Here is a 22,277-nt window from a genome sequence, read left to right on the forward strand (position 1 = left end):
GACACCGGGCATGCATGCCCGGTGCTACCACCACCAGAAACTGCCCGACCGGTAGCCACCGCAACGACCTCTATTGTCAGGGGCGGGCAGTTAGTGCGACAACGTCCGGGGACGGACCGAGCACCGGTGGCCCTCAGGAGCATCAACCCATGAAGAAATCCACCTACAGCACTGCCGCGCGCCGTGGCATCACCTTTGCGGCCGTCTCGATAGCCGGCGTTGCTCTGTCCGCCTCCGCGGCCAACGCAGCCGTCCCTGGCGCGACAGCCGGCTCCGTCTGGGATTCCCTTGCCGAGTGCGAAAGCAGCGGCAACTGGGCGATCAACACCGGCAACGGCTTCGCGGGCGGGCTGCAGTTCACCCCCAGCACGTGGGCAGCGTATGGCGGCACCGGGTCTGCGGCCAACGCCAGCCGTGAGCAGCAAATCGCCGTCGCCGAGAGGGTGCAGGCAGGCCAGGGCTGGGGAGCATGGCCGTCCTGCTCCGCGAAGCTTGGCCTGACCGGCGGCGCCATCGCTCCGCAGAGTGTGCCCCAGGCACAGCCGGCGGTTCAGGCCCCGGCCGCCAAGGCCGCCCCGAAGGCCGTGACCAAGGCCGCGGCACCCAAGGTCGCCGCCAAGGCCGCCCCCAAGGCGGCAGCCCCGAAGGCAGCCGCCCCGGCACGCCACGTGGCGGCCGTCGCGCTGAGCGGCGAAAGCTACACGATCCAGAGCGGCGACACCTTGAGCAAGGTCGCGGAGAAGCTCAACATCACCGGGGGGTGGCAGTCGCTGGCCGACGCCAACGCCGCCTCCATCAGCAACCCTGATCTGGTCTTCCCTGGCCAGGTGCTGCAGCTTCCGGCCTAGTCAGCTCTCGGGCGGCGCAGCAGGAGCGGTTAAACCACGACGCCGGAGCGTTCCCTCACGGGGACCCTCCGGCGTCGTGCTGTCTGCGTGCTGTCTTATGCAGCCCGCGGAATCTCGCGGACAATCTGCACTTTCCAGGCGGTGTCGTCGCTGGTGTCCAGCAGGGCGACGGTCCCCATGGCGAGATGGAGGGCCACGCGTTTGGCGGCGAGCAGCTCGAGGTAAAGGTTTTCGTTCATCCGGGCCGGGGCGTCGATGACGTACTTCACGGCGTCGCGGACCTTGCGGTAATTGGCGCTCTTTTCGCGGTGGAGGTGCAGTTCCAGCATTCCCCGCTGGCGGATCTTCGGCTCGTGGCGGTTCAGCCAGGACACCGCGGCGTGGACTGCTACGACGATGGCGAGCGAGACAACATAGATCTCCCAGCCGCTGGAAAGCAGGAACAGCGGGAGATTGGCGATCGCAACAACGGCGATGAACAGCCGGAGTGCCAGCAGACGCCGCATGGTCAGCGCCACCGACGCCAGGGCCGACCGGAAACCGGACAGCTCCTTGCGGGCGGCCGCGGGATCGATCGTGAACTCCTCCAGGATGAGGATCCCGTTGGCGTCGGGGCTCAGCATTTGGCCGTATCGGGGGAGCTTTCCGGGCGCAGGCCGCGCCGATGTTTCATTTACTGACTTCTTCGGCATGGGCGTGTCTTCCGGGCGTCACGGGTGGTTTGTGCTAGTTTACCCGCCGAAGTCGCCGGCTGTCTGTCCCATTCCAGAATGTGAACACGCTCACCCGCAGCCTGGCGCAATTGGCGCATTGGCTCCATGGCCTCAAACTGGAGAGATGCAGACTTTTCTCCCCTTCCCCGATTTCCAGCAGAGCGCCGCGGTTCTGGACCGCGCGCGGCTCGGCAAGCAGCGAGTTGAAGCGCTGCAGACCCTGCGGGCGCTGGTGATCCCGGAGTACGGCTGGCAGTCGCACCCGGCGATCCGGATGTGGATGGGGTACGTTCCCGCGCTGACGCTGTACGGCCTGACCATGGTCGACGAATGGACAGCCCGCGGCGGGGAGGACACCACCCGCGAGAAGATCATGGAATTCGCACCCCAGGCTGCGCACCCCGACTATGCCGCCAAGATCCCGATGCCGCCGTGGCTGGGAGCCCCCGAGGTGCACCTCAGCCACCGCTCCCGGCTGATCGCCAAGGACCCGCGGTTCTATACGCCGCTGTTCCCGGACACGGAGCTCGACCTGGAGTACGTCTGGCCCGAACCCAAGCACGAGCTGTTGCCGGAGGATCCGATCGGCGACCGCATGTGGGTCCTCCGCCAGCCGCTGGGTGACACCGAACCGACGAAGGTGGCTACGGTCAGCCTGCCGCTCGTAGGTCGGGCGAAGGCTGCCGCCGAAGGCGACGAGGAGTACCAGTTCGTTTACGCGGACTCCGGTGCCCGCCGTCCCGCCAAGGTGCGCAAGCTGCCGCCGAAGCAGCTCGTCAAGAAGCCGACCCGCAAGCGCCAGCACCAGGAGGAAGCGTTCAATACGCTGCCCGGCAACTCGACCGTTGCGATCCCGTTCGACGGCGGCGCGTCCTTCGCCGTCGGCAAGGTCCTGGGCCGTCCGATCACCGTGGATGGCCGCTTCGCGCGGAACTTCCAGGTCGACGAGATCCTGGACCGCTCGTCGTTCGACTACCCGGCGCTGCTGCAGGATCCTCGGGTCTTCTTCCCGATCCCGGCGCGCTAATCTGGATCGGCGGCCGTGGCCGCCGAAAAATGGCAGACTGGCCAACATGACTGTACTTATGGCCGGTTGCGGCGATCTGGGCACCGAGGCCGGCCTGCGGTTCGCCGCGGCGGGCCACCGCGTGGTGGGCTGGCGGCGCTCGCCGGAGAAGCTCCCCGCCGCCATCGAAGGTGCAGCGGCCGACTTGAGCGCCGGCGAACTGCCGCCCGTCCCGGCGGACACGACCGCCGTCGCCGTCGCGATTGCGGCGGACTCCCCCACCGAAGCTGCCTACCGGGCCGCCTACGTGGACGGTCTGTCGAATGTCCTCGACGCCGTCCTGAAGTCCGGCGCCCCGGTCCGGCGGGTGCTTTTTGTCTCCTCGACCGCTGTTTACGGCGACGCGGGCGGGGGCTGGGTTGATGAGAGCACGACGCCGGAGCCCGGCGGGTTCTCCGGCCGCATCATCCGGGAGTCGGAGGATCTCCTCGCCGGCCGGTTGAGCGGCACCGGAATCACCCCGGTGGTGCTGCGGCTCGGCGGTATCTACGGTCCCGGACGTACGCGGCTCCTTGACCAGGTCCGGAGCGGGTCCGCGGTCCTTCCGGCAGAGTCACGGTTCACGAACCGGATCCACCGTGACGACGCCGCGGCAGCAATCGTCCACCTGTGCACCATGGACCCGGTCCCCGCGCCGGTGTATCTGGGCGCGGACAACGAGCCTGCCGAAATGGGCGAGGTGCTGCGCTTCCTGGCCGCCGAGCTGGGACTCCCCCAGCCGCCGTCGGGCGCGGCCGAAAGTGGCGCGCAGCCCGGCGGTGAGCCGTCCCGCGGCGGCAACAAGCGCTGCAGCAACGCGCTATTGCGCAGCACAGGCTTCGAGTTCACCTATCCAAGCTTCCGCGAAGGCTACCGGGCCATGCTCGCCGGCGTGGGTGAACGGCACGCCTGAGCACGCCGTTCCGAGGGCCACCCACCGAGTTTCCAGTGAGGGGAACAATGGATTTGCAGCACATAATTGAAGCGGTCGGCGGGTACATGGACGCCGCCGGCGTGGCCGTGATGGTGATCGGCGCCTTGGTGTCCATCCCGCTGGCGATTCGCGGTTTCCAGCCGCGGCGGTTGCCCGAAGGTGCCGAGCCGCTATCCGTGTACCGCTCATACCGGCAATTGCTGGGCCGTTCAATCCTGCTCGGGCTGGAGCTCCTGGTCGCGGCGGACATCATCAAGACTGTCGCGGTTACCCCGACCTTCGAAAGTGTCGGGGTGCTCGCCATCATTGTGCTGATCAGGACCTTCCTGAGCTTTTCACTTGAGCTCGAAATCACCGGACGCTGGCCTTGGCAGAAGCAGCCCGAAGGCTCTTCCGCCGCGAGATCTGCCGGGTAAAGCCCAGCCACGCCTCACCGATGGTCTGCACTGCCAGCTGTCCCCGACCGACATCCAATTGAGTCATCACAACAGATCGCTCGCCACCAGTCACCGGGAGTGACGAACCACGAGTCGCCCCGTAGCCTCGTCGTATGGGGAAGATCGTTCGGCTTTGGTTTGTAGGCATGTCCGCGCTGTTAGCCGGATGCTCGGCCTTACCCGGTTCGATCGCCGAATCTGAACGCCAGGGCGGGCTTCCCGCGGAAGCAATCACTGCAAAACCAAGCTCTTCTGCTCAGGCTCCCCTATATCCATTCCCTGCAGCAGGCTGGCTCGATGCCGGAGCGAAATTCGCCGTAGTATTGAGCGGCAGTTCAAGCTGCCCGGCCTTCCCATCCTCTATCGAAGTCCTCGATGCACATCACCTCAAGCTTGGTCTCGACACCCGGGGTGGACCACAGTGCACCGCAGACTTGGCTCCACGCACTTACGTAATCAAAACCCCAGCCCAGGTAGACGTCTCGCGTGAAGTAACGCTCCAATATGGAGACACGATCGTCGTTCTGCCGCCGCTCAAATAGCCCGGTCGCAGTGGCAGGAGCGGAAAATATCTGGGTCAGGGGTCCGAAATTCAGGTCGTGGCCGTACGTCCGGATTACTCAAGCATCTATCCCTAACAATCCCGGTTGAGATTCCTACCGGTTCACGGCGTGCCGTTAGGCTCGGGGGATGACTGACTACGCAGCGGGCACCGACTGATGGGCGTTGATCCGTGGCCGAGTGCCCCTGAGCTTCCGGCCCCGGTCATCATGGACCAGCGGTGGACGGACGCGGTCTTTTTGCACTGGCGGATCCCTGCTGCAGCGGCGGCGCCGTTCATGCCTCCGGGGGTGGTACCGGACGATTTCGACGGCTCCGCCTGGGTGGGGCTGATCGGTTTCCGGATGCAAGGCGCGAGCGTGGGCCGGGGGCCCGCGATCCCCTATTTCGGTAGCTTCACCGAGATCAACGTGCGTCTCTACTCGCGGGAACCTGACGGCACCCGCGGTGTTGTCTTCCTGAGCCTGGATGCGACGCGGTTGGCGGTGGTGCTCGCTGCCCGGGCGGCCGGGATTCCTTATGTGTGGTCGCGGGCGGGCTTCCGCGGGGTCGGGAACCTGGAAGCTTCGGCCAGCGCCGGTCTTACGGGTGGTCCGGGACGGTTGGGTGAGGCGGGTCCGGCGGGTCCCCAGGCCGGATACTGGGTGCGCCGGTTCCGGGGCGGTGCCCGAAGCGACTTCACGGTTGCCCCGGAGCTCGACGCCGAAGCAACCGACCCGCTGTCCATCCACCTCACGGCCCGGTTCGGCCTGCACACCCGGTTACGGGAAAGGACGCTGTATGTTCCCAACACTCATGAAGCGTGGCCGCTGTACCGCGGGCAATTGACCCACCTCGAGGATCAGCTGGTCGCCGCAGCTGGTATTGACGTCGCGGGACCGCCCGAATCGGTGCTCTTCTCGCCCGGAGTCCGCACCCAGTTCGGCCGGCCGCGCTTCCTGACCGGCTGAACTGAGACGCAGCCTTGATCCCATCACGGTGGCGAATCCTGAAAACCAGATGAGGCACGTAACGCCTCCATATCTTCCTGCCGCTAATAGTGTCTGACCTCGCTGAGACAATTTATTCATGGAAATCTTCAGGGATTTCATTCCTTTCCAGGGCACGGGCCGGAGCGCAGAATCCGGGACCGTGGCTGTCGCCGGCGCCGGGCGGTCCGGGGTGGAGGGGGCGCTGGCGTTGCTCCGGGAGGCGGGGTCGACGGCGGTCGGGGACGCGGCGTTGTTGGGATTCCGGGCCGCCGCGGATTACGCCGGGACGCTGGAGGAACTCTCGCGGACGCTGGAGTATCTGCAGCTTGTGGCCGCCGCCGCCGTGGACCGGACCAGGAAAGAGGCCGCGACCGCGAAAGCGGGCTCCTCGTGGACGACCGGCTGGCGCGAGAACCCAGGCCCCGTGGCCGACGCGGGACCCGCAGCCGGCCCGGGACCCGCAGCCGGCCCGGCTGGCGCTGCCGCGGGTGTGGGTGTGGGGGTGGTGGATGACGGGTACCGGAACACCACGGAGTTCCTGCGGGGCCGGCTGCGGATCAGCGCCGCCGAGGCCCGGCACCGGCTGTCGCTCGCCGGGACCCTGCTGCCCCGCCAGGGCTTCACCGGCAACACGTTGGCCCCCGCGTATGGGGTCCTCGGCGCCGCCGTCGCCGCCGGGGACGTCCCGTCGCGGTCCGCGACCCTGATCACGCTGGCCCTGGACCGGGTCCGGCACGTCTGCGACGCCGACGCCGCGGCCCGGATGGAACAGGCCCTGACCCGCACTGCGGCGGAGAACGACCCGGACTTCCTCGCCCGCGTGGCCCGGAGTTGGACCGATGCGCTGGATCAGGACGGCGCCGAGCCCTCCGAGGAGCTGCTGCGCCAGCTCCAGGGCGCCTTCATCCGCAAACCCCGCCACGGGCTCCAGCACGTCGAGATCTTCGCGACCGCCGAACAATTCGAACACCTCCTAACCGTGATGAACACCGCCACCAACCCCCGAAACACCACCGCCCAAACCACAGCAGACGGGAATGACGGGGCTGCCGGCCGCGGCCTGAGCGGCGCCACGAAGTCCCCTCCGGGTCCCCGGATTCTGCCACGATGGAAGCATCCGCAATCGCACTGCGGCGGAGGAGGCACGCATGCTGAGCCAGTTCTACGTCAATCCGATCCTGCCGGCCCAGGACGGCGACCGCGCCCGTAGGTTCTACCGCGACGTCCTCGGCCTCCAACTGCTCACGGGCCCGACGGACGACCCTATGGTGTTCGCCGCAGCCCAAGGCTCGAGCATTGCCCTGAGCGAAATGCCTGACCGCGTTCCACCGCCCTACCCGGTGGTCAGCTTCATGGTCACCGGCATCGAGGACGTCGTTAAAGTGCTCAAGGCCCGGGGTGCCACCTTCCGGCCGCTGGCCCCGGCCAGCTTCACTGGCGTCGAGGGCACGCCCGTCGGCGACGTGATGGACTTCGGATCCGCGAAATCCGCATTTCTGGAAGACTCCGAGGGCAACGTGATCGCGCTCAACGAATTCGTCGGCTGAACGGCCAGAGGCCGACACCGAAGCCGGCACATCAAGTGACCGGGTGACGTGGGCAGACGCAAAAGGGGAGCCGCAATGCCCTAACGCCCGGCAGCGTACCCCTGCGCGCCCCTGGGATTTGCCGCTGCCTGCAGGACTCCGGTCGAAGGATCCCGCACCACCGCTGACAACCTTCCCAGCGTCCAGCCGCCCACCCTGGTGACCACATGCCCGCGGCGCTCCAGTCCCGCGATGACATCCTCGCCCAGTCGGTCCTCGACGACGGCGCCGCCGGGCTCCCAAGTGCGCGGCCAAAACGAACCGGGCATCGACGTCGTATGGAACGTGGGCGCATCGATGGCCTGCTGTGGTGAGTAGCCGCCGATGATCGTGCGCAGCAGATACGGCAGCTGCCATTGGTCCTGCTGGTCACCGCCCGGCGAACCCAGCGCGGTCACGGCCTGGCCGTCCCGCAACACGAGGGTCGGCGTCAGCGTGGTGCGGGGCCGTTTGCCCGGCGTCAGGGTCGAGGGAGTCCCCGGTTCCAGCCAGGTCATCTGCAGGCGGGTGCCAAGACAGAACCCCAGTTCCGGGATGGCCGGCGAGGATTGCAGCCAGCCGCCCGACGGCGTGGCCGAGACCATGTTGCCCCAGCGGTCCACGACGTCGATATGGCAGGTGTCGCCGCGGGTCTCCCCGCTCGGTGCCACGGTGGGCTCCCCCACCCCGAGCCCGGCGGCTCCCGCTCCGGCAAGGGCCGGCGGCGTGTAGTGGGTGCGCAGCGGCGGTACGTAGGGCTCATGCCCGGGCACGGTTCCCGGCCGGAAGTCGTGCGAGGCCTGCTCCGCGATCAGCGCCCGGCGGTCCGCGCAGTACTCCGCGGACAACAGGTACTCCAGCGGCACGGCGGTGTCGCCGTAGTACGCTTCCCGGTCCGCGAGCGCCAGCTTTTGGGCCTCCAGGATGGTGTGGGTCCCGAGCTCGGTGGACGGGTCAAGGCACCGGTCCTCGAACCCTTCGAGAATGGCGAGCGTCTGAAGCAGCGCCGGGCCCTGTCCCCACGGCCCCGTCTTGGCGATCGTGTGACCCCGGAACTCAACGGTGGCTGCCGGCTCGTACCCGGCCTCGAAGCCCGCGAGATCCGCCAGCGCCAGGACCCCGCGGTGGTCGGCCCCGGAGGAGTGCCGGTGCGGTATCTGCACCGAATCCACCATGGCCCTGGCCACGAAGCCCTCGCGCCACTCGCGGCGGGCGGCGTCGATCCGGGTCTGGCGGGAATCCCCGGCCGCCCCGGCGTCGACCAGACGCTGCAGGGTCCGGGCGTAGGCCGGATTCCGGACCAGCTCCCCTTCGGCCGGAATCCGTCCCCCGGGCATCCAGAGGTCCGCCGAGCTGGGCCAGTGCGTCCGGAAAAGCTCAGCCACCGCGGCAATTGTCGTCCTAACCCTGCCCAGCATCGGGTGCCCGTCGCGGGCATAGCCGACCGCAAAGGCAAGCACCTCGTCCAGTTCCCAGGTCCCGTGGTCGCGCAGCAGCAGCAGCCAGGCGTCGACGGCGGCAGGCACCGCGGCGGCCAGCGCGCCCGAACCCGGCACGAGTTCCAGGCCTTCGGCGAGGTAGTGCTTCACGGTGGCTCCGGCCGGCGCCGGCCCCTGGCCCATCAGGACAAGCGGTCTGCCCGGTTCCTCCGCGGTGACGAAGACGCCGGTCATGTCGCCGCCGGGACCGTTCAGGTGCGGCTCCACGACATGCAGGACGAAGGCGCCCGCCGTGGCGGCGTCGAACGCGTTCCCGCCGCGTTCGAGCACGGCCTGCGCGGCCGCCGTCGCCAGCCAATGCGTCGAGGCGCTCATCCCGAAGGTGCCCTGCAGCGTGGGGCGGGTGGTGAACGGGTCCGGGCGGGTGAACGCCACCGACCCCACCGCCGCCGGAGTCAACGCCTCTTCAGCGAGGTCAGCCAAACAGGGCCGCCACCCGGGTAAGGGTCTCGTAGACGCCGTACCCCAGCGGCACGCCGACCAGCGCCCAGGCGATGGCCAGTTTCCCGGTGGACGGCTTTCCCGATGTCTGTTCAGCAGACAGATGTGCACTACTCATCTCAGGCCTCCAAGGCGGGTTCTTCGGCCCGGACGCGGTCCGGGCGTGGTTCGTGGAACTTGCTGTCGACCGGTTTGACCAACAGGTTGGCCACAAAGCCGATGACCAGCAGCCCCACCATGGTCAGCAGCGCGGGCTGGTAGGACGCGGCGGTCAGCTGGCCGGGCTTGCCCTGGGCATCCAGGAAAGCGTTGACAATCAGCGGCCCGGCGATCCCGGCCGCGGACCACGCGGTCAGGAGCCTGCCGTGGATCGCCCCGACCTGGAACGTTCCGAACAGGTCGCGGAGGTAGGCCGGGACGGTCGCGAAGCCACCGCCGTAGAAGGAGATGATGACGAAGGCGAGCGCCACGTAGAGGAACGTGGTTGTCGAACCGGCCAGTGCCAGCACCGTGTAGAGCACGGCGCCGACGCCGAGGTACATCATGTAGATCCGTTTGCGGCCGGTCACGTCGGAGGTGGCGGACCAGGCGAAGCGGCCGGACATGTTGCCGATCGAGAGCAGCCCGACGAAGCCGGACGCGACCGCGGCGCTGACCAGGGACACGCCGTCGGACTGGCGGAAGAAGTCCTGGATCATCGGAGCAGCCTGCTCCAGAATGCCGATCCCGGCGGTGACGTTGCAGAAGAGGGCAATCCAGACGAGCCAGAACTGCCTGGTCTTGACGGCGTTCTTGGCGGAGACGTTGTCCGTGGTGACGAGCGTGGCGGCCTTGACCTTGGAGGCGTCGAAGCCGTCCGGCTTCCAGCCGTCGGCCGGGACCTTGATGGTGAAGGCGCCGAAGAGCATGTAGGCGAGGTACACGGCGGCGAGGGTCAGGAAGAGCTTGCCGACGGAGTCGCCGCTGGCCACCCAGCCCTTGGCCCCGGAGTTGGGGTCATACATTTTCAGCAGCGCGGTGGAGACCGGGCTGGCGATCAGGGCGCCGCCGCCGAAGCCCATGATGGCCATGCCGGTCGCGAGGCCCGGCCGGTCCGGGAACCATTTGATCAGGGTGGAGACCGGTGAGATGTAGCCGATGCCCAGTCCGATGCCGCCGATGAAGCCGTAGCCGAGGTAGACCAGCCAGAGCTGGCCGCTGAAGATGCCGAGCGAGCCGATCAGGAAGCCGCTGGCCCAGAACATCGCCGACGTGAACATCGCCTTGCGCGGGCCATTCTTATCCACCCAGGTCCCCATGATGGCGGCCGAGAGGCCCAGCATCACGATGGCGATCGAGAAGATCACGCCGATCTCGGTCAGACTGGCGCCGAAGTGCTTCACCAGCGCCGTTTTGTAGACGCTCGTCGCGTACGCCTGCCCGATGCACAGATGCACGGCGAGCGCCGCGGGTGGCACCAGCCACCGGTTGAATCCCGGTGGGGCGATGGTTCGTTCACGGTCCAGCCAGCCCATAAGTGCTCCCTTGCTTGTCGCAGACATCGGCGTCCCACCGGCATAGAGGCGAAGGACCTCCAGTTTGGGCCGTTGCCTTCGGCAATCATGGTGCAGATCATCAGCAAACGTACTAGATCTGCGCCGAGTGGTAGGAAATCCGCGACAAGCGGTCAGGAAGGGCTCTTTCGGACCCTATTTTCCGTGTCCTACTTTCCGAGCCCGGCTCTTCGCAGTGCCTCGGCCATCGCAGTGTTGGCGGGAGCCGGGGCCGGCGTCGTTTTGGCGGGCGTCGTTTTGGCGGGAGCCGGGGCCGACGTCGTTTTGGCGGGCGTCGTTTTGGCAGGAGCCGGGGCGGGCGACGACGTCTGCGGCTGCCTGCCGGGCGTCCGGCGCTCGGGAGCCGGTTTCCCGGACGGCTGCTTTGACGGCTGCTTCGACGCCGGCCGCTGGCCAGGCTGCCGCGGCGCAGTCTGGGGGGCCGCTTGCCGCGAACGGTCCGGCTGGGAGGCACGTCCGCCGGCGGCTGCCGGTTCGTCGTCGAGCCGCAGCGTCAGCGAGATCCGCTTCCGTTCCGGATCCGCCTCCAGCACTTTGACACGGACGACCTGGCCGGATTTGACCACGTCATGCGGGTCGGCGACGAAGCGGTTGGCCAGCGCGGAGACGTGCACCAGGCCATCCTGGTGCACCCCGACGTCGACGAACGCGCCGAAGGCCGCGACGTTGGTGACGGTCCCTTCCAGCACCATCCCGGGCCTGAGGTCGGAGATCTTCTCGATGCCCTCCGAGAACGTCGCCGCCGCGAACGCCGGACGCGGGTCGCGGCCGGGCTTATCGAGTTCGGCGATGATGTCCTGCACCGTGGGCAGCCCGAAAGAGCCGTCGACGAAGTCCTGCGGATTCAAGGTGGCGTAGCTTGCCGCGGCCGGGCCCTTCCCGCCGGCGGCGGCTTTGATCTTCCGCGCCACCGGGTACGCCTCCGGGTGCACGCTGGAGGCATCCAGCGGCTCCGCTCCCCCGGTGATCCGCAGGAAGCCGGCGCACTGTTCGAACGCCTTGGCGCCGAGCCGCGGCACCTTCTTCAGCTCGCTGCGTTTGTGGAACGGGCCGTTCTCGTTCCGGTAGGCGACGATGTTCTCGCTCAGCAGCGGCCCGACGCCGGCGACGCGGCTCAGCAGCGCCGGGGAGGCGGTGTTGACGTCCACCCCGACGGCGTTCACGCAGTCCTCGACGACGGCATCGAGGCTGCGGTCCAGCTTGGCGGCGGTGACGTCGTGCTGGTACTGCCCGACGCCGATCGACTTCGGCTCGATCTTCACCAGCTCCGCGAGCGGGTCCTGCAGCCGCCGCGCGATCGACACGGCCCCGCGCAGGGACACGTCCATGCCCGGCAGCTCCGCGGAGGCCAGCGCCGACGCGGAATACACCGAGGCGCCGGCCTCCGACACCACGACCTTTTGCGGTTTGCTGCCCGGCTTGCGGCCCGGTGTGCTGCTTGGTGTGCCGGCCGCGCCCGCGGTGAGCTGCTTGAGCAGTTCAGCGGCGAGTTTGTCCGTCTCCCGGGAGGCGGTGCCGTTGCCGATCGCCACAAGTTCGACGGCGTGCTTCCGCGCCAGGTTCGCCAGGGTCCGGAGCGCCTCGTCCCACTTCCGGACCGGGGCGTGCGGGTAGATGGTGTCGGTCGCGACGACCTTGCCGGTGCCGTCCACGACCGCGACCTTCACCCCAGTGCGCAGTCCCGGGTCCAGGCCCAGGGTGGCGCGGTTTCCGGCCGGGGCTGCGAGGAGCACATCGCGGAGGTTGGCGGCGAAGACCCGCACGGCCTCGTCCTCTGCTGCGGCGAACATCCGGCTCCGCAGGTCCGCGGTCAGCCGGGCGAGCACGCGCGAGCGCCAGGCCAGCTGGGCGGTCTGCAGCAGCCAGGCATCGGCGGGCCGGCCGCGGTCGGCGACCCCGAGGAACCGGGCCACAGCGGCCTCGTACCGACTGCGCGCGGCGGTGAGGGCGGCGTCGTCGTTCGGTTCAGCCTCGGCGAGATCCAGCTCCAGGACCCCGTCCTTTTCGCCGCGCAGCAATGCCAGGACGCGGTGCGAGGGCATCCCGGACGGCTGCTGGGAGAACTCGAAATAGTCCTTGAACTTCTGCCCCTCGGCGTCCTTGCCCTTCTTCACGCGGGACACCATCCGGCCCTGGGTCCAGAGCCGCTCGCGCAGCGTGGCGGCCAGGTCGGCATCCTGGGCGACTCGTTCCACCAGGATGGAGCGGGCGCCGGCGAGCGCGGCGGCGGCGTCTTCGATGGAGTGTTCGGCCTTCAGGTACTTGTTGGCCTCGCGCTCCGGATCCAGCTCGGGCCGTTTCAGCAGCGCGTCGGCGAGCGGCTCCAGCCCGGCCTCGCGGGCGATCTGCGCCTTGGTCCGCCGCTTGGTCTTGAACGGCAGGTAGATGTCCTCGAGCCGGGACTTCGTGTCGGCGCCGGCGACGGCGGCCTGCAGTTCCGGGGTCAGCGCACCCTGCGCGGCAATCGCCTCGAGGATGGTCCGGCGGCGGTCCTCCAGCTCGCGGAGGTAACGCAGCCGCTCCTCCAGGTCGCGAAGCTGCGTGTCATCCAGCGTCCCGGTCGCCTCCTTGCGGTAACGGGCGATGAACGGCACGGTGGACCCGGCGTCGAGCAGGTCCACGGCCGCTTTGACCTGCCAGGCCAGCACGCCGAGCTCGGCGGCGATCTGGGCCGCGATGCCGGACTCCTGCGTGCGCGGAGCCTGGGCCTTGGCGGACGGCGTCCCTGAGGACGCCACCTTGACGGATGCCACCTGGACGGGCGCCTTCGGGGGCGTTGCGGAGGCTGACGGGGAAGGGCTGTGCGGGAGTTGGGTCACCCTGCCATTTTGCCTTACCGGGCCTTCACTCGGCGGTGCCGGGGGCGGGACGGGGCTGCTCGACGTCCTGGAGGACCTCGTTGCGGCGGAGGAACCAGGGCTTGAAGGGCGGATCGAAGCGGGCGAACCGTGGGAGCCCGACGGCGGTGAGACCGGCTGTGGCCAGCGCGGCCTGCAGTTCCCGGTTCCGTTTCCCGAAGGCGCTCTCCGATCCGCCGCCGGAGAAGCTGAGTGCGGCCGTCAGGGAACCGGGCACGGTCCGGATTTTGACGTCCGGATTCGTTGGGACCGGGGCGGTTTCCGCGGTCGTCCCGGCCGGCAGGACGAAGGCGACGGTGTACTCGGCGGCGTCCCCGCCGCTGGTCAGGGATCCGCGCTGGAGCACCGGGGCGGTCATGGCGAGCTTCTGCGACGGGCCGGGTTCCTGCACCACCGGGGCGGTCATCGGCACCGATTGGCTGGTGGTGTTGTTGCCGCTGATGTAGTTGAAGAGGTGCCGGAAGGCCGCATTGCCGGCCCGGTCGAACGTCGCGTTGACCTGCACCTCGGCGACCGCATGCGCGGGATAGCGGCGCAACTCGAAATCCGGGAAGCACTGGATCAATTCGAAGGGCTGCTGTTCGGTCATCGTCCTCAGAACCCTACGCCGGGCCTCCGACCGGAACCAGTCCCCTCAACCCGACGTGCCCGGAGGATTGTCAGAGGGCTTTGATAACTTGAGGATTAGACGGGCGAACCGTGAAGACAGCGCTCCGTCTATTAGCACCGCATTTAGACAGCACCGCATCCAGGCAGCACGCATCAACATCGGGGGCATTGTGTTTTTCCTTGAACCGGAAGTACCGGGTTCCGCACGGGACCTGGTCTTTTCCGCGAGCGACCTCGTGATCGCGGCCAGCTGCGAGTACCAGCTGCTCCGGAAGCTGGACGAGAAAGCGGGCCGCTCGCCCAAAGCGGTCTTCGACGACGACGAGATGCTCAAGCACGCCGCCGTGCTGGGCGACCTCCACGAGCGCAAGGTCCTCGACAGCTTCGTCGCGCAGTTCGGCCACTGGGCGCCGGCCACCGGACGCGGCGTTTACGACGTCGTCCCGGCTGAGTCCATGGACCGCGCGACGCTTCAGGCCAAACACCGGGAATCCATCGATGCCCTGCGCTCCGGCGCCGACGTTGTGTTCCAGGCGGCGTTCTTCGACGGCCAATTCCACGGCCGGTCCGACTTCCTGGTCCGGCAGGCTGACGGCAGCTATGCGGTGTTCGACACCAAGCTGGCCCGCCACGCGAAGGTGACCGCTCTGCTCCAGCTGGCAGCCTACGGCGACCAGTTGGTGAAAGCCGGGATCACACCCTCCCCGGCGGTGACCCTGGTCCTGGGCGCTACCGTCCCGCTTCCTGGCGGCGGCTTCGACTACGTCCGCAGCCACCACAAACTTGCGGAGATCCTGCCGGTCTTCCGGGAGCGGCGGGACCGCTTTCTGGCGTTGACGTCCTCCCACCTGGCGCAGCAGCAGACCGTCCGGTGGGGTGCGCCCGGGCTCAGCGCCTGTGGCCGTTGCGACTACTGCCACGAGCAGGTCGTAGCCACCGACGATCTGCTCCTGGTGGCGCGGATGAATTCGGCGCGGCGCAAGGCACTCCACCAGGACGGCATCCGGACTGTCCGAGCGTTTGCGGAAGCCACCCTCGTGAACCCGAACGCCTCGCTGCTGCGCCTGCAGGCCCAGGCCCGGATGCAGAGCGGTCTGGGCGCTGCGGATGGGGAGGTCCGGTTCGCCAAGGACGGCGAAGCGTACACCATTCGTTTTGGAGTGATTCCGGAAAACACGCTCGCCGAGCTTCCCCCGCCCAGCGAGGGTGACATTTTCTTCGACTTCGAGGGCGATCCCCTGTGGCAGGAAAGCGCGACCGGCGTCTGGGGCTTGGAGTATCTGTTCGGCGTTATCGAGGCGCCGACGGGGCCAGGTGTCCCGGGGGTTTTCCGGCCCTTCTGGGCGCACAGCCGGGAGGCGGAGAAGCATGCGTTCCTCGATTTCCTCGACTACGTCGAAAAACGCCGCCGAGACTACCCGGACATGCACGTCTACCACTACGCCGCCTACGAGAAAACGGCGCTCCGAAAGCTCTCCGTGCTGCACGTTGCCGGCGAAGACATCGTTGACGAGTGGCTGCGGGAAGGCCTCCTGGTGGACCTCTACCAGACTGTCCGGAACAGCATCCGCATCTCCGAGAACTCCTACAGCATCAAGAAGCTCGAGCCGCTGTACATGGGGAACAATCTGCGCTCGGGGGACGTGAAGGACGCCGGCGCCTCGGTGGTGGCCTACGCGCATTTCTGCGACGCCCGCGACGACGGCCGGGCTGAGGAAGCGGCCACGATCCTCGCAGGGATCTCCGATTACAACGAATACGACTGCCTCTCCACGCTGGAGCTGCGGAACTGGCTCCTGGGCCTGGCCCGGGATCGCGGCATCAGGTCGGGCGGCGGCGGCTCTGGCAGCGGCGCCGCCTCCACGGGCACGACCAAAACGGTTGCCGGCGGCGCGGACACCGCGTTGGACACCGGGCGGGGTGCCGCTGACCTGGATCCGCTGGAAGTGGCGCTGGGCGGGCTGGCGAGTGCCGGCGTCGGGCTGTCCGTGTCTGACAAGAAGGCGGTGTCGATGCTGGCGGCGGCGGTCAGCTATCACCGCCGGGAGCGGAAGGCGTTCTGGTGGGCGCACTTCGACCGCTGCGAAAACGGCCCGGACACGCATCACCAGCAGGACCGCAATGTGTTCCTCGTTGAGGACGCGGAGGTGCTCGAGGACTGGTGGAAAGACGGCGCCAAGCTCCCGGAGCGGAGGGTGAAGCTGATTGGCACGGTCAGTCCGGGCTCGGACCTCCGCGAGGGCAGCAAATGGTTCCGTATGTATGAGCCGCCGCTGCCGGCCGGGCTGGAGGGCACGGGAATCAACGGGACCGGACGCAACGGGTGGTTCGGCACCGAGGTTCTGGAGCTCGGTCACGAGGACGGCAGGGACACCGTTGTCATCCGGGACAAGCTCCGCAAGGCCACCGACCCCTACGGCCAGGTCCCGGTTGCGCTGACCGAGGACCAGCCCATCCAGACCAAGAGCCTCGAAGACGCGCTGGCGGCGCTGGCCTCCACCGTGGCCGCTGCACTGCAGTCCAATCCGCCCGTCTTTCCGCACCATCCCGCGCTCGATCTCATCCGCCGCCTTCCGCCGCGGCTGCGGTCCGGGGCGCAACTGCCCGCGCCCGGGGAAGGCCCGGACCGGTTTATCGACGCGATCACGGAGGCCGTCATCGCCTTGGACCACTCCTACGTCGCGGTCCAGGGACCACCCGGGACCGGCAAAACCCACGTGGGATCGCACGTCATTGCCCGGCTGGTTGCCCGGGGTTGGAAAGTCGGTGTCGTGGGCCAGTCCCATGCGGTGGTGGAGAACCTGCTGACGACGGCTGTAAACAAGGCGGGCGTCGATCCGTCCCTGGTGGCCAAGGATATGAAACACGCGGAGCCCCTCCCCTGGCAGCAGCGCTCGGCGAAAGACGTGGCGCGCCTGCTCAGTTCGCCCGGTGGGGCGCTCATCGGCGGCACTGCGTGGACCATGACGGGAGCCAACGTTCCGGCCGGCGCCCTGGACCTGCTGGTGATCGACGAGGCCGGGCAGTTCTCCCTGGCCAACACCCTCGCCGTGGCACAGGCCAGCAGCCGCCTGCTCTTGCTCGGCGATCCGCAGCAGCTGCCGCAGGTCAGCCAGGGAGCCCACCCCGAGCCGGTGGACGAGTCGGCCCTCGGCTGGGTTTCCGCCGGTCATGCCACGCTCCCGCCGGACCTTGGCTATTTTCTGGCCGACTCGTGGCGGATGACCTCCGAGCTCTGCCGGGCCGTCTCGGAACTCTCCTATGAAGGAAAGCTGCGCTCGGCTCCGGCGGCGGAGCTCCGTCGGCTCGACGGAGCTCCGCCCGGGATCGAAACCGTTCTGGTGGAGCACAGCGGCAACGTCACGTCCTCGACCGAGGAAGCCGCCGAAGTCGTCCGGCAGGTGCGGCGCCATCTGGGGTTGAGCTGGCATTCCGAGCAGGGCACCCGCCCCCTCAGCGCGGCCGACATCCTGGTTGTGGCCGCCTACAACGCCCAGGTCAACGTGATCCGCGGCGCCCTGGACAGCGCGGGGCTCGCCGGCGTGCGGGTGGGAACGGTGGACAAGTTCCAGGGCCAGGAAGCCGCCGTCGTGATCGTGTCCATGGCGTGCTCGGCGGTGGCCGAGGCGCCGCGGGGCATGGAATTCCTGCTTTCGCGCAACCGGATCAACGTGGCGGTCTCCCGCGGCCAGTGGCGCGCCGTCGTGGTCCGCGCACCAGAGCTGACCAACTACCTCCCCGCGCATCCCGAGGGCCTGGAGCAGCTGGGCGGGTTCATCGGGCTGTGCCAGCACTCGGTCACCGCCAGCCGGTAGGACATGCTGATTCTTCACCCCGGGCCCCGCGGGACATGCTCAGTCTTAAACACGAACAGTGGGCAGAATGGCATTCTGCCCACTGTTCGTGGCTGCGGCGGGACATGTCCGCCCCTAGGGGTACTGCTGGACCCCGCGGAGGTGCCGGTGGTTCCTGGCTGACCTAGTTCTGGTACGCCGGGTAGTCGGTGTAGCCCTGGGCGCCGTCGGTGTAGAAGGTGGCCGAGTCTGCCACATTGGTCGGAAGTCCTTCCCGCCAACGGCGGACGAGGTCCGGGTTGGCGATGGCCGGGCGTCCGACGACGACGGCGTCAGCGTGGCCGTCCGCAACAATCGCGGTGGCTTCCTCGCGGGTGGTGACGACGCCGAAGCCCGTGTTCAGCAGGAAGGTGCCGTTGAAGCGGGTGCGCAGTTCCTGCACCAAGGCGCTCGTCGGCTCCTTGTGCAGGACGCTCAGGTAGGCGAGGTTCAGGGGCGCCAAGGCATCCACGAGGATCCCGTAGGTTGCCCGGACGTCTGCTGCGTCAAGTTCCAGGGCTCCCTGGACGTTGTGCTCGGGCGAGATGCGGATGCCGACCCGGTCGGCGCCAATGGCGTCCACTACGGCCCGGGTCACTTCGATGACGAAGCGCGCCCGGTTCTCCGGTGAGCCGCCGTAGATGTCGTCGCGCTGGTTGGCGGACGGTGCCAGGAATTCGTGCAGCAGGTAGCCGTTGGCTGAGTGCAGCTCGACGCCGTCGAACCCGGCACCGATGGCGTTGCGGGACGCGGTGACGAACTCCTCGAGGATGCCCGGCAGTTCGTCGGTGGTCAGGGCGTGCGGAACGGGGAATGCCTGCTTGCCCTCGTAGGTGCGGGTCTGGCCGTCGATCGCGATGGCACTCGGCGCCACCACCTGGTGACCGCCAGTGGTGTCTTCATGCGTGACGCGTCCGGCGTGCATCACCTGGGCGAAGATGCGGCCGCCCTCGGCATGCACGGAGGCGGTGACGTCGGCCCAGCCCTTGAGCTGTTCCTCCGTCACCAGGCCCGGCTGGCCCGGCATTCCCCGGCCTGCGTGGCTGGGGTAGGTGCCCTCACTCACGATCAGGCCGAGGGACGCACGCTGGCGGTAGTGCTCGGCAACCAGCGGACCGGGAACGCCCTCCTTGCCGGAGCGGACGCGGGTCAGCGGCGCCATCACCAGCCGGTTGGGCAGTTCCAGCTCGCCGAGGGTCATCGGGGAAAACAGCATGCGCAGTTCCTTTCACAAGGGATTGGGTTCTCTGGCGGCAACTGCGCGGCGCCTGCAACTATTCCGGGCGTGACTCGGATCACTAGGGGTGGACGATGATTTTCACCGCCGTGTCGTTGTGGTTGATCAGGGTGTCGAAGCCCTTGTCCACGAGATCGTCCAGGGCGATTCTTCCCGTAATGAAGGGTTTCAGGTCGACTTTTCCGTCCTGGACGAGTTTGATCGCGGCCGCATGATCGCCGCAGTAGGCGATGGTGCCGCGGAGGTCGATTTCCTTCAGGACGACCTTCTGCATGTCCACGGTGGCCGGATGTCCCCAGATCGACACGTTGACCACAACGCCCGCCGGCTTCACGACGTCGAGCATGGTGTCCAGCACGGCATTCACGCCGGCGCATTCAAAGGCTGCATCCGCCCCGCCGCCGTTGGTCAGTTCCAGCACCCGGGCCTTGACGTCGTCGGAACTCGGGTCCAGAACATGGTCCGCGACGCCCGAGGAAACCGCCTTGTCCTTCCGGGCAGCCGACAACTCAGTGACGATCGTGGTGACGCCGAGGCCCTTGAGGACCGCCGCGGTCAGCAGTCCAATGGGGCCGGCACCGCCGACAACGGCGACGTCCCCGGCTTTGACGTCGCTCCGGCCGACGGCGTGATAGGCCACGGCGAGGGGTTCAATGAGGGCGGCTTCGTCCAGCGGGATGTCGCCGACGGGGTGGACCCACCGGGTGTCGACGACGATCTTCTCACTCAGGCCCCCGCCGCCTCCCGCCAGGCCGATGAAGCCGATTTTGGTGCAGAGGTTGTAGTGCCCGCTGAGGCACGGGCCGCATTCATTGCAGACGATGTAGGGTTCCACCACGACGCTGTCTCCGATGGCCAGCCCGGTAACGCCCTCGCCCAGTTCCGCGACCGTGCCGGAAAACTCGTGTCCCAGGGTGACGGGGGCGGCCTCGTGCGACAGCGAGTGGGGATGGCCGGGCGGTGGGGTGAAGATCGGCCCTTCCAGGAATTCGTGAAGGTCCGTGCCGCAGATCCCGCACCAGGCGACGGCGATCTTCACCGCTCCGGGGCGCAGCTCCGGCTCCGGGACATCTTCGATCCGGAGATCCTCGCGGGCATGGAATCGTGCTGCTTTCATGGTGTTTTTCCTTCGCATTACGGGCCGTGGATGCGCCGGTCAGGCGCATCCACGGCATGTCGTTGGATTGTCACAGCAGGTGTCCGTCACCCCCAGTGTGGTTCCAGGAGGTGTGATTGTCACGGCCTGCGGAGGTCAGCGCGTGTGGTGCGTGGGCTGGCGTTCGAAGACCGGTGTGGGAAGCCCTTCCATCCTGGCCTTGAGCTGCAGCGCCAGATAGTTGGAGTAGTGGCGGCTTTGGTGCAGATTGCCGCCGTGGATCCAGAGGTTGTCGACGTTGGTGGGCTTCCACATGTTGCGCAGTTCGCCTTCCCATGGTCCCGGGTCCTTGGGAGTGTCCGAGCCAAAGCCCCAGCATTTACCGACGGCGTCGGCCACCTCGGGCGAGACCAGATCGGCCAGCCAGCCGTTCATGGACCCGTAGCCGGTGGCGTAGATGATGGTGTCGGCTTCCAGTTCCGTGCCGTTGGCCATCACGACAGCGTTTCCGGTGATCTTGCCGACCTCGCCGTTGGCGAGCTTGACCCGGCCGTCAATGATCAGCTGCGAGGCGCCGACGTCGATGTAGTAGCCGGAGCCACGCCGCAGGTACTTGAGGAACAGGCCGGAGCCATCCACGCCGAAGTCCAGGTCAAAGCCGGCGGCCTCCAGCTGGGAGTAAAACTCGGCGTCCCGCTCGGCCATCTCCGCATAGACGGGGATCTGGGCTTCAGGCAGGATCCGGTACGGCAGCGAGGCGAACAGCAGGTCGGCCTTCTCGGTGGTGACCCCGTTGGCCAGCGCCTTCTCGGAGTACAGACCGCCGAGGGCGAGGTCCATAAGGGATTCGCTGCGGGCGATGTGCGTGGAGGAGCGCTGGACCATGGTGACGTCCGCGCCGTGTTCCCACAGGTCTGCGCAGATATCGTGCGCCGAGTTGTTGGAGCCGATGACCACGGCCTTCTTCCCGGTCCAGTCCCCGCCGCCCGGATGCTTGGACGAGTGGTACTGCTCCCCGAGGAAGGATTCGGCGCCGTCGAACGTGGGGACGCTGGGGTATCCCGAAACGCCCAGCGCGAAGACGAGCTGTTTGGGGCGCAGGGTGACCGGTTCGCCGTCGCGCACTACCTCAACGACCCACTCTTGGGACGATTCATCGAAGCGGGCATTGGTGCATTCGGTCTTGGACCAGTAGTTCAGTTCCATGATCCGCGTGTAGTTCTCCAGCCAGTCGCCGATCTTGTCCTTGGCTGCGAAGACCGGCCAGTCGTCGGGGAACTTGATGTAGGGCAGGTGGTCGTACCAGACCGGATCGTGGAGGTGGAGGGACTTGTAGCGGTTCCGCCAGGAGTCACCCGGGCGGTCGTTCTTTTCGATGATGATGGTGGGCACGCCGAGCCGGCGCAGCCGTGCCCCCAGCCCGATTCCGCCCTGGCCGCCGCCGATGATGACGGTGTAGGGCTGGTCTTCGTAGCCGAGCCGGGCTTCCTGCTCTTCCTTCAGTTCCAGCCACGACTTGCGGCCCTTGGTGATCTCGTGGGCGACACCCTTCTCCCGGTTAACCCCCTTCTTTTCCTCGAAGCCCTTGAGCTCCTGCATGGTGGTGAGCAGGGTCCAGCATTTCCCGTTCCGAAGGCGCAGATGGGCGTATCCAAGCGCCTGGGCGGTCTCGAAATTCACCCAAGCCTCGGCATTGGCCGCGTCCCCGGTGGCGTCCTCGGCCAGCGTCCAGTTGCTGGGCTGCACGTCGTCCAGGGTCGCGTCCAGCATGCGCCGGATGTCCTCCTTGCCCTCAAGGGTCTTGAGGTTCCACGTAAAGGAGACGAAGTCGCGCCAGTACGAATCGTCGTCGAATAGTTCAAGCACGCCGTCCGTGTTGTGGCTGCGCAGCGCCGCATCGAATTGCGCCAGCCACGCCGCGACCACGCCGTTTGGAGTCTCAGGCATGTTTCCTCTTTCCGTTGCCAACTGTGGGCGGGTTCCGTTGGATGGCGTCTCGACCATGCAGTGACCCGCATCACAAGTAAAGTCCGCAGGGGGTTACAATCGGGTTACACAGAGCTCTCAGGCTCCTGGC

The 22,277-nt window shown here is 67.6% G+C and carries 18 protein-coding genes; 9 read left to right on the forward strand and 9 right to left on the reverse strand.

Features of this window, described 5'->3' with window-relative positions; genetic code table 11:
- Nucleotides 1-149: 149 nt before the first annotated feature.
- Complete coding sequence (locus AC50X9_RS02155) at nt 150-848, forward strand: transglycosylase family protein (protein ID WP_494889698.1); 699 nt, start codon at nt 150-152, stop codon at nt 846-848.
- Between the two features lie 95 nt (nt 849-943).
- Here AC50X9_RS02155 and AC50X9_RS02160 read toward each other — a convergent pair whose 3' ends face one another.
- Nucleotides 944-1,471 carry a hypothetical protein gene (locus tag AC50X9_RS02160; RefSeq protein ID WP_494889700.1) on the reverse strand — a complete coding sequence of 176 codons (528 nt, stop codon included), beginning with the start codon at nt 1,469-1,471 and terminating at the stop codon, nt 944-946.
- Nucleotides 1,472-1,685: 214 nt separating this feature from the next.
- Between AC50X9_RS02160 and AC50X9_RS02165 the strand changes: the two genes are divergently transcribed.
- The 7 genes from AC50X9_RS02165 (at nt 1,686) to AC50X9_RS02195 (ending at nt 7,056) form a co-directional block, all read left to right on the forward strand.
- Complete coding sequence (locus AC50X9_RS02165) at nt 1,686-2,588, forward strand: MSMEG_6728 family protein (RefSeq protein ID WP_494889702.1); 903 nt, start codon at nt 1,686-1,688, stop codon at nt 2,586-2,588.
- A 46-nt stretch (nt 2,589-2,634) separates the two neighbouring features.
- Entirely contained in the window at nt 2,635-3,519 is an 885-nt protein-coding gene (locus AC50X9_RS02170; protein ID WP_494889704.1) for an SDR family oxidoreductase, read from the forward strand.
- A gap of 47 nt (nt 3,520-3,566) precedes the next feature.
- Complete coding sequence (locus AC50X9_RS02175) at nt 3,567-3,956, forward strand: DUF1622 domain-containing protein (RefSeq protein WP_494889706.1); 390 nt, start codon at nt 3,567-3,569, stop codon at nt 3,954-3,956.
- Between the two features lie 134 nt (nt 3,957-4,090).
- The gene (locus tag AC50X9_RS02180; protein ID WP_494889708.1) at nt 4,091-4,519 is read left to right on the forward strand and encodes a hypothetical protein; all 429 of its coding nucleotides are present in this window, start codon (nt 4,091-4,093) and stop codon (nt 4,517-4,519) included.
- Between the two features lie 177 nt (nt 4,520-4,696).
- Nucleotides 4,697-5,488 carry a YqjF family protein gene (locus AC50X9_RS02185; protein WP_494889710.1) on the forward strand — a complete coding sequence of 264 codons (792 nt, stop codon included), beginning with the start codon at nt 4,697-4,699 and terminating at the stop codon, nt 5,486-5,488.
- Nucleotides 5,489-5,606: 118 nt separating this feature from the next.
- Entirely contained in the window at nt 5,607-6,719 is a 1,113-nt protein-coding gene (locus AC50X9_RS02190) for a DUF222 domain-containing protein (protein WP_494889712.1), read from the forward strand.
- Entirely contained in the window at nt 6,658-7,056 is a 399-nt protein-coding gene (locus tag AC50X9_RS02195) for a VOC family protein (RefSeq protein WP_494889714.1), read from the forward strand. The genes AC50X9_RS02190 and AC50X9_RS02195 overlap by 62 nt, the downstream gene beginning before the upstream one ends.
- Before the next feature lie 80 nt (nt 7,057-7,136).
- Here the strand turns inward: AC50X9_RS02195 and AC50X9_RS02200 are convergent, their stop codons facing one another.
- The 5 genes from AC50X9_RS02200 to AC50X9_RS02220 all read right to left on the reverse strand — a co-directional run bounded on the left by AC50X9_RS02200 (nt 7,137) and on the right by AC50X9_RS02220 (nt 14,014).
- On the reverse strand, nt 7,137-8,888 hold the full coding sequence (locus tag AC50X9_RS02200; protein WP_494890164.1) for a gamma-glutamyltransferase family protein: 1,752 nt from the start codon (nt 8,886-8,888) through the stop codon (nt 7,137-7,139).
- A gap of 100 nt (nt 8,889-8,988) precedes the next feature.
- The gene (locus AC50X9_RS02205) at nt 8,989-9,132 is read right to left on the reverse strand and encodes an MFS transporter small subunit (protein WP_494889716.1); all 144 of its coding nucleotides are present in this window, start codon (nt 9,130-9,132) and stop codon (nt 8,989-8,991) included.
- A gap of 1 nt (nt 9,133) precedes the next feature.
- Complete coding sequence (locus AC50X9_RS02210) at nt 9,134-10,528, reverse strand: OFA family MFS transporter (RefSeq protein WP_494890166.1); 1,395 nt, start codon at nt 10,526-10,528, stop codon at nt 9,134-9,136.
- Nucleotides 10,529-10,716: 188 nt separating this feature from the next.
- Nucleotides 10,717-13,305 (reverse strand): Tex family protein, encoded by a 2,589-nt coding sequence (locus tag AC50X9_RS02215; protein ID WP_494890168.1) that lies wholly within the window; start codon nt 13,303-13,305, stop codon nt 10,717-10,719.
- 106 nt (nt 13,306-13,411) lie between these two features.
- A complete protein-coding gene (locus AC50X9_RS02220) occupies nt 13,412-14,014 on the reverse strand; it encodes an SOUL family heme-binding protein (protein WP_494889718.1) in 603 nt (200 codons plus the stop codon).
- A gap of 190 nt (nt 14,015-14,204) precedes the next feature.
- Between AC50X9_RS02220 and AC50X9_RS02225 the strand changes: the two genes are divergently transcribed.
- A complete protein-coding gene (locus AC50X9_RS02225) occupies nt 14,205-17,849 on the forward strand; it encodes a TM0106 family RecB-like putative nuclease (RefSeq protein WP_494889720.1) in 3,645 nt (1,214 codons plus the stop codon).
- Between the two features lie 163 nt (nt 17,850-18,012).
- Here the strand turns inward: AC50X9_RS02225 and AC50X9_RS02230 are convergent, their stop codons facing one another.
- The 3 genes from AC50X9_RS02230 to AC50X9_RS02240 all read right to left on the reverse strand — a co-directional run bounded on the left by AC50X9_RS02230 (nt 18,013) and on the right by AC50X9_RS02240 (nt 22,147).
- Nucleotides 18,013-19,083 (reverse strand): alkene reductase, encoded by a 1,071-nt coding sequence (locus tag AC50X9_RS02230; protein WP_494889722.1) that lies wholly within the window; start codon nt 19,081-19,083, stop codon nt 18,013-18,015.
- Nucleotides 19,084-19,165: 82 nt separating this feature from the next.
- Nucleotides 19,166-20,221, reverse strand: coding sequence for a 2,3-butanediol dehydrogenase (locus AC50X9_RS02235; RefSeq protein WP_494889724.1), 1,056 nt, complete (start codon nt 20,219-20,221; stop codon nt 19,166-19,168).
- A gap of 135 nt (nt 20,222-20,356) precedes the next feature.
- The gene (locus AC50X9_RS02240; RefSeq protein WP_494889726.1) at nt 20,357-22,147 is read right to left on the reverse strand and encodes an NAD(P)-binding domain-containing protein; all 1,791 of its coding nucleotides are present in this window, start codon (nt 22,145-22,147) and stop codon (nt 20,357-20,359) included.
- Nucleotides 22,148-22,277: the final 130 nt, after the last annotated feature.

The organism is Pseudarthrobacter sp. HLT1-3, from assembly GCF_059383535.1.

Excerpts from the sequence above, each read along its gene's own strand:
- AC50X9_RS02155 (WP_494889698.1), top strand. The coding sequence starts at position 150 with ATGAAGAAATCCACCTACAGCACTGCCGCGCGCCGTGGCATCACCTTT.
- AC50X9_RS02160 (WP_494889700.1), bottom strand. The coding sequence starts at position 1,471 with ATGCTGAGCCCCGACGCCAACGGGATCCTCATCCTGGAGGAGTTCACG.
- AC50X9_RS02165 (WP_494889702.1), top strand. The coding sequence starts at position 1,686 with ATGCAGACTTTTCTCCCCTTCCCCGATTTCCAGCAGAGCGCCGCGGTT.
- AC50X9_RS02170 (WP_494889704.1), top strand. The coding sequence starts at position 2,635 with ATGACTGTACTTATGGCCGGTTGCGGCGATCTGGGCACCGAGGCCGGC.
- AC50X9_RS02175 (WP_494889706.1), top strand. The coding sequence starts at position 3,567 with ATGGATTTGCAGCACATAATTGAAGCGGTCGGCGGGTACATGGACGCC.
- AC50X9_RS02180 (WP_494889708.1), top strand. The coding sequence starts at position 4,091 with ATGGGGAAGATCGTTCGGCTTTGGTTTGTAGGCATGTCCGCGCTGTTA.
- AC50X9_RS02185 (WP_494889710.1), top strand. The coding sequence starts at position 4,697 with ATGGGCGTTGATCCGTGGCCGAGTGCCCCTGAGCTTCCGGCCCCGGTC.
- AC50X9_RS02190 (WP_494889712.1), top strand. The coding sequence starts at position 5,607 with ATGGAAATCTTCAGGGATTTCATTCCTTTCCAGGGCACGGGCCGGAGC.
- AC50X9_RS02195 (WP_494889714.1), top strand. The coding sequence starts at position 6,658 with ATGCTGAGCCAGTTCTACGTCAATCCGATCCTGCCGGCCCAGGACGGC.
- AC50X9_RS02200 (WP_494890164.1), bottom strand. The coding sequence starts at position 8,888 with ATGAGCGCCTCGACGCATTGGCTGGCGACGGCGGCCGCGCAGGCCGTG.
- AC50X9_RS02205 (WP_494889716.1), bottom strand. The coding sequence starts at position 9,132 with ATGAGTAGTGCACATCTGTCTGCTGAACAGACATCGGGAAAGCCGTCC.
- AC50X9_RS02210 (WP_494890166.1), bottom strand. The coding sequence starts at position 10,528 with ATGGGCTGGCTGGACCGTGAACGAACCATCGCCCCACCGGGATTCAAC.
- AC50X9_RS02220 (WP_494889718.1), bottom strand. The coding sequence starts at position 14,014 with ATGACCGAACAGCAGCCCTTCGAATTGATCCAGTGCTTCCCGGATTTC.
- AC50X9_RS02230 (WP_494889722.1), bottom strand. The coding sequence starts at position 19,083 with ATGCTGTTTTCCCCGATGACCCTCGGCGAGCTGGAACTGCCCAACCGG.
- AC50X9_RS02235 (WP_494889724.1), bottom strand. The coding sequence starts at position 20,221 with ATGAAAGCAGCACGATTCCATGCCCGCGAGGATCTCCGGATCGAAGAT.
- AC50X9_RS02240 (WP_494889726.1), bottom strand. The coding sequence starts at position 22,147 with ATGCCTGAGACTCCAAACGGCGTGGTCGCGGCGTGGCTGGCGCAATTC.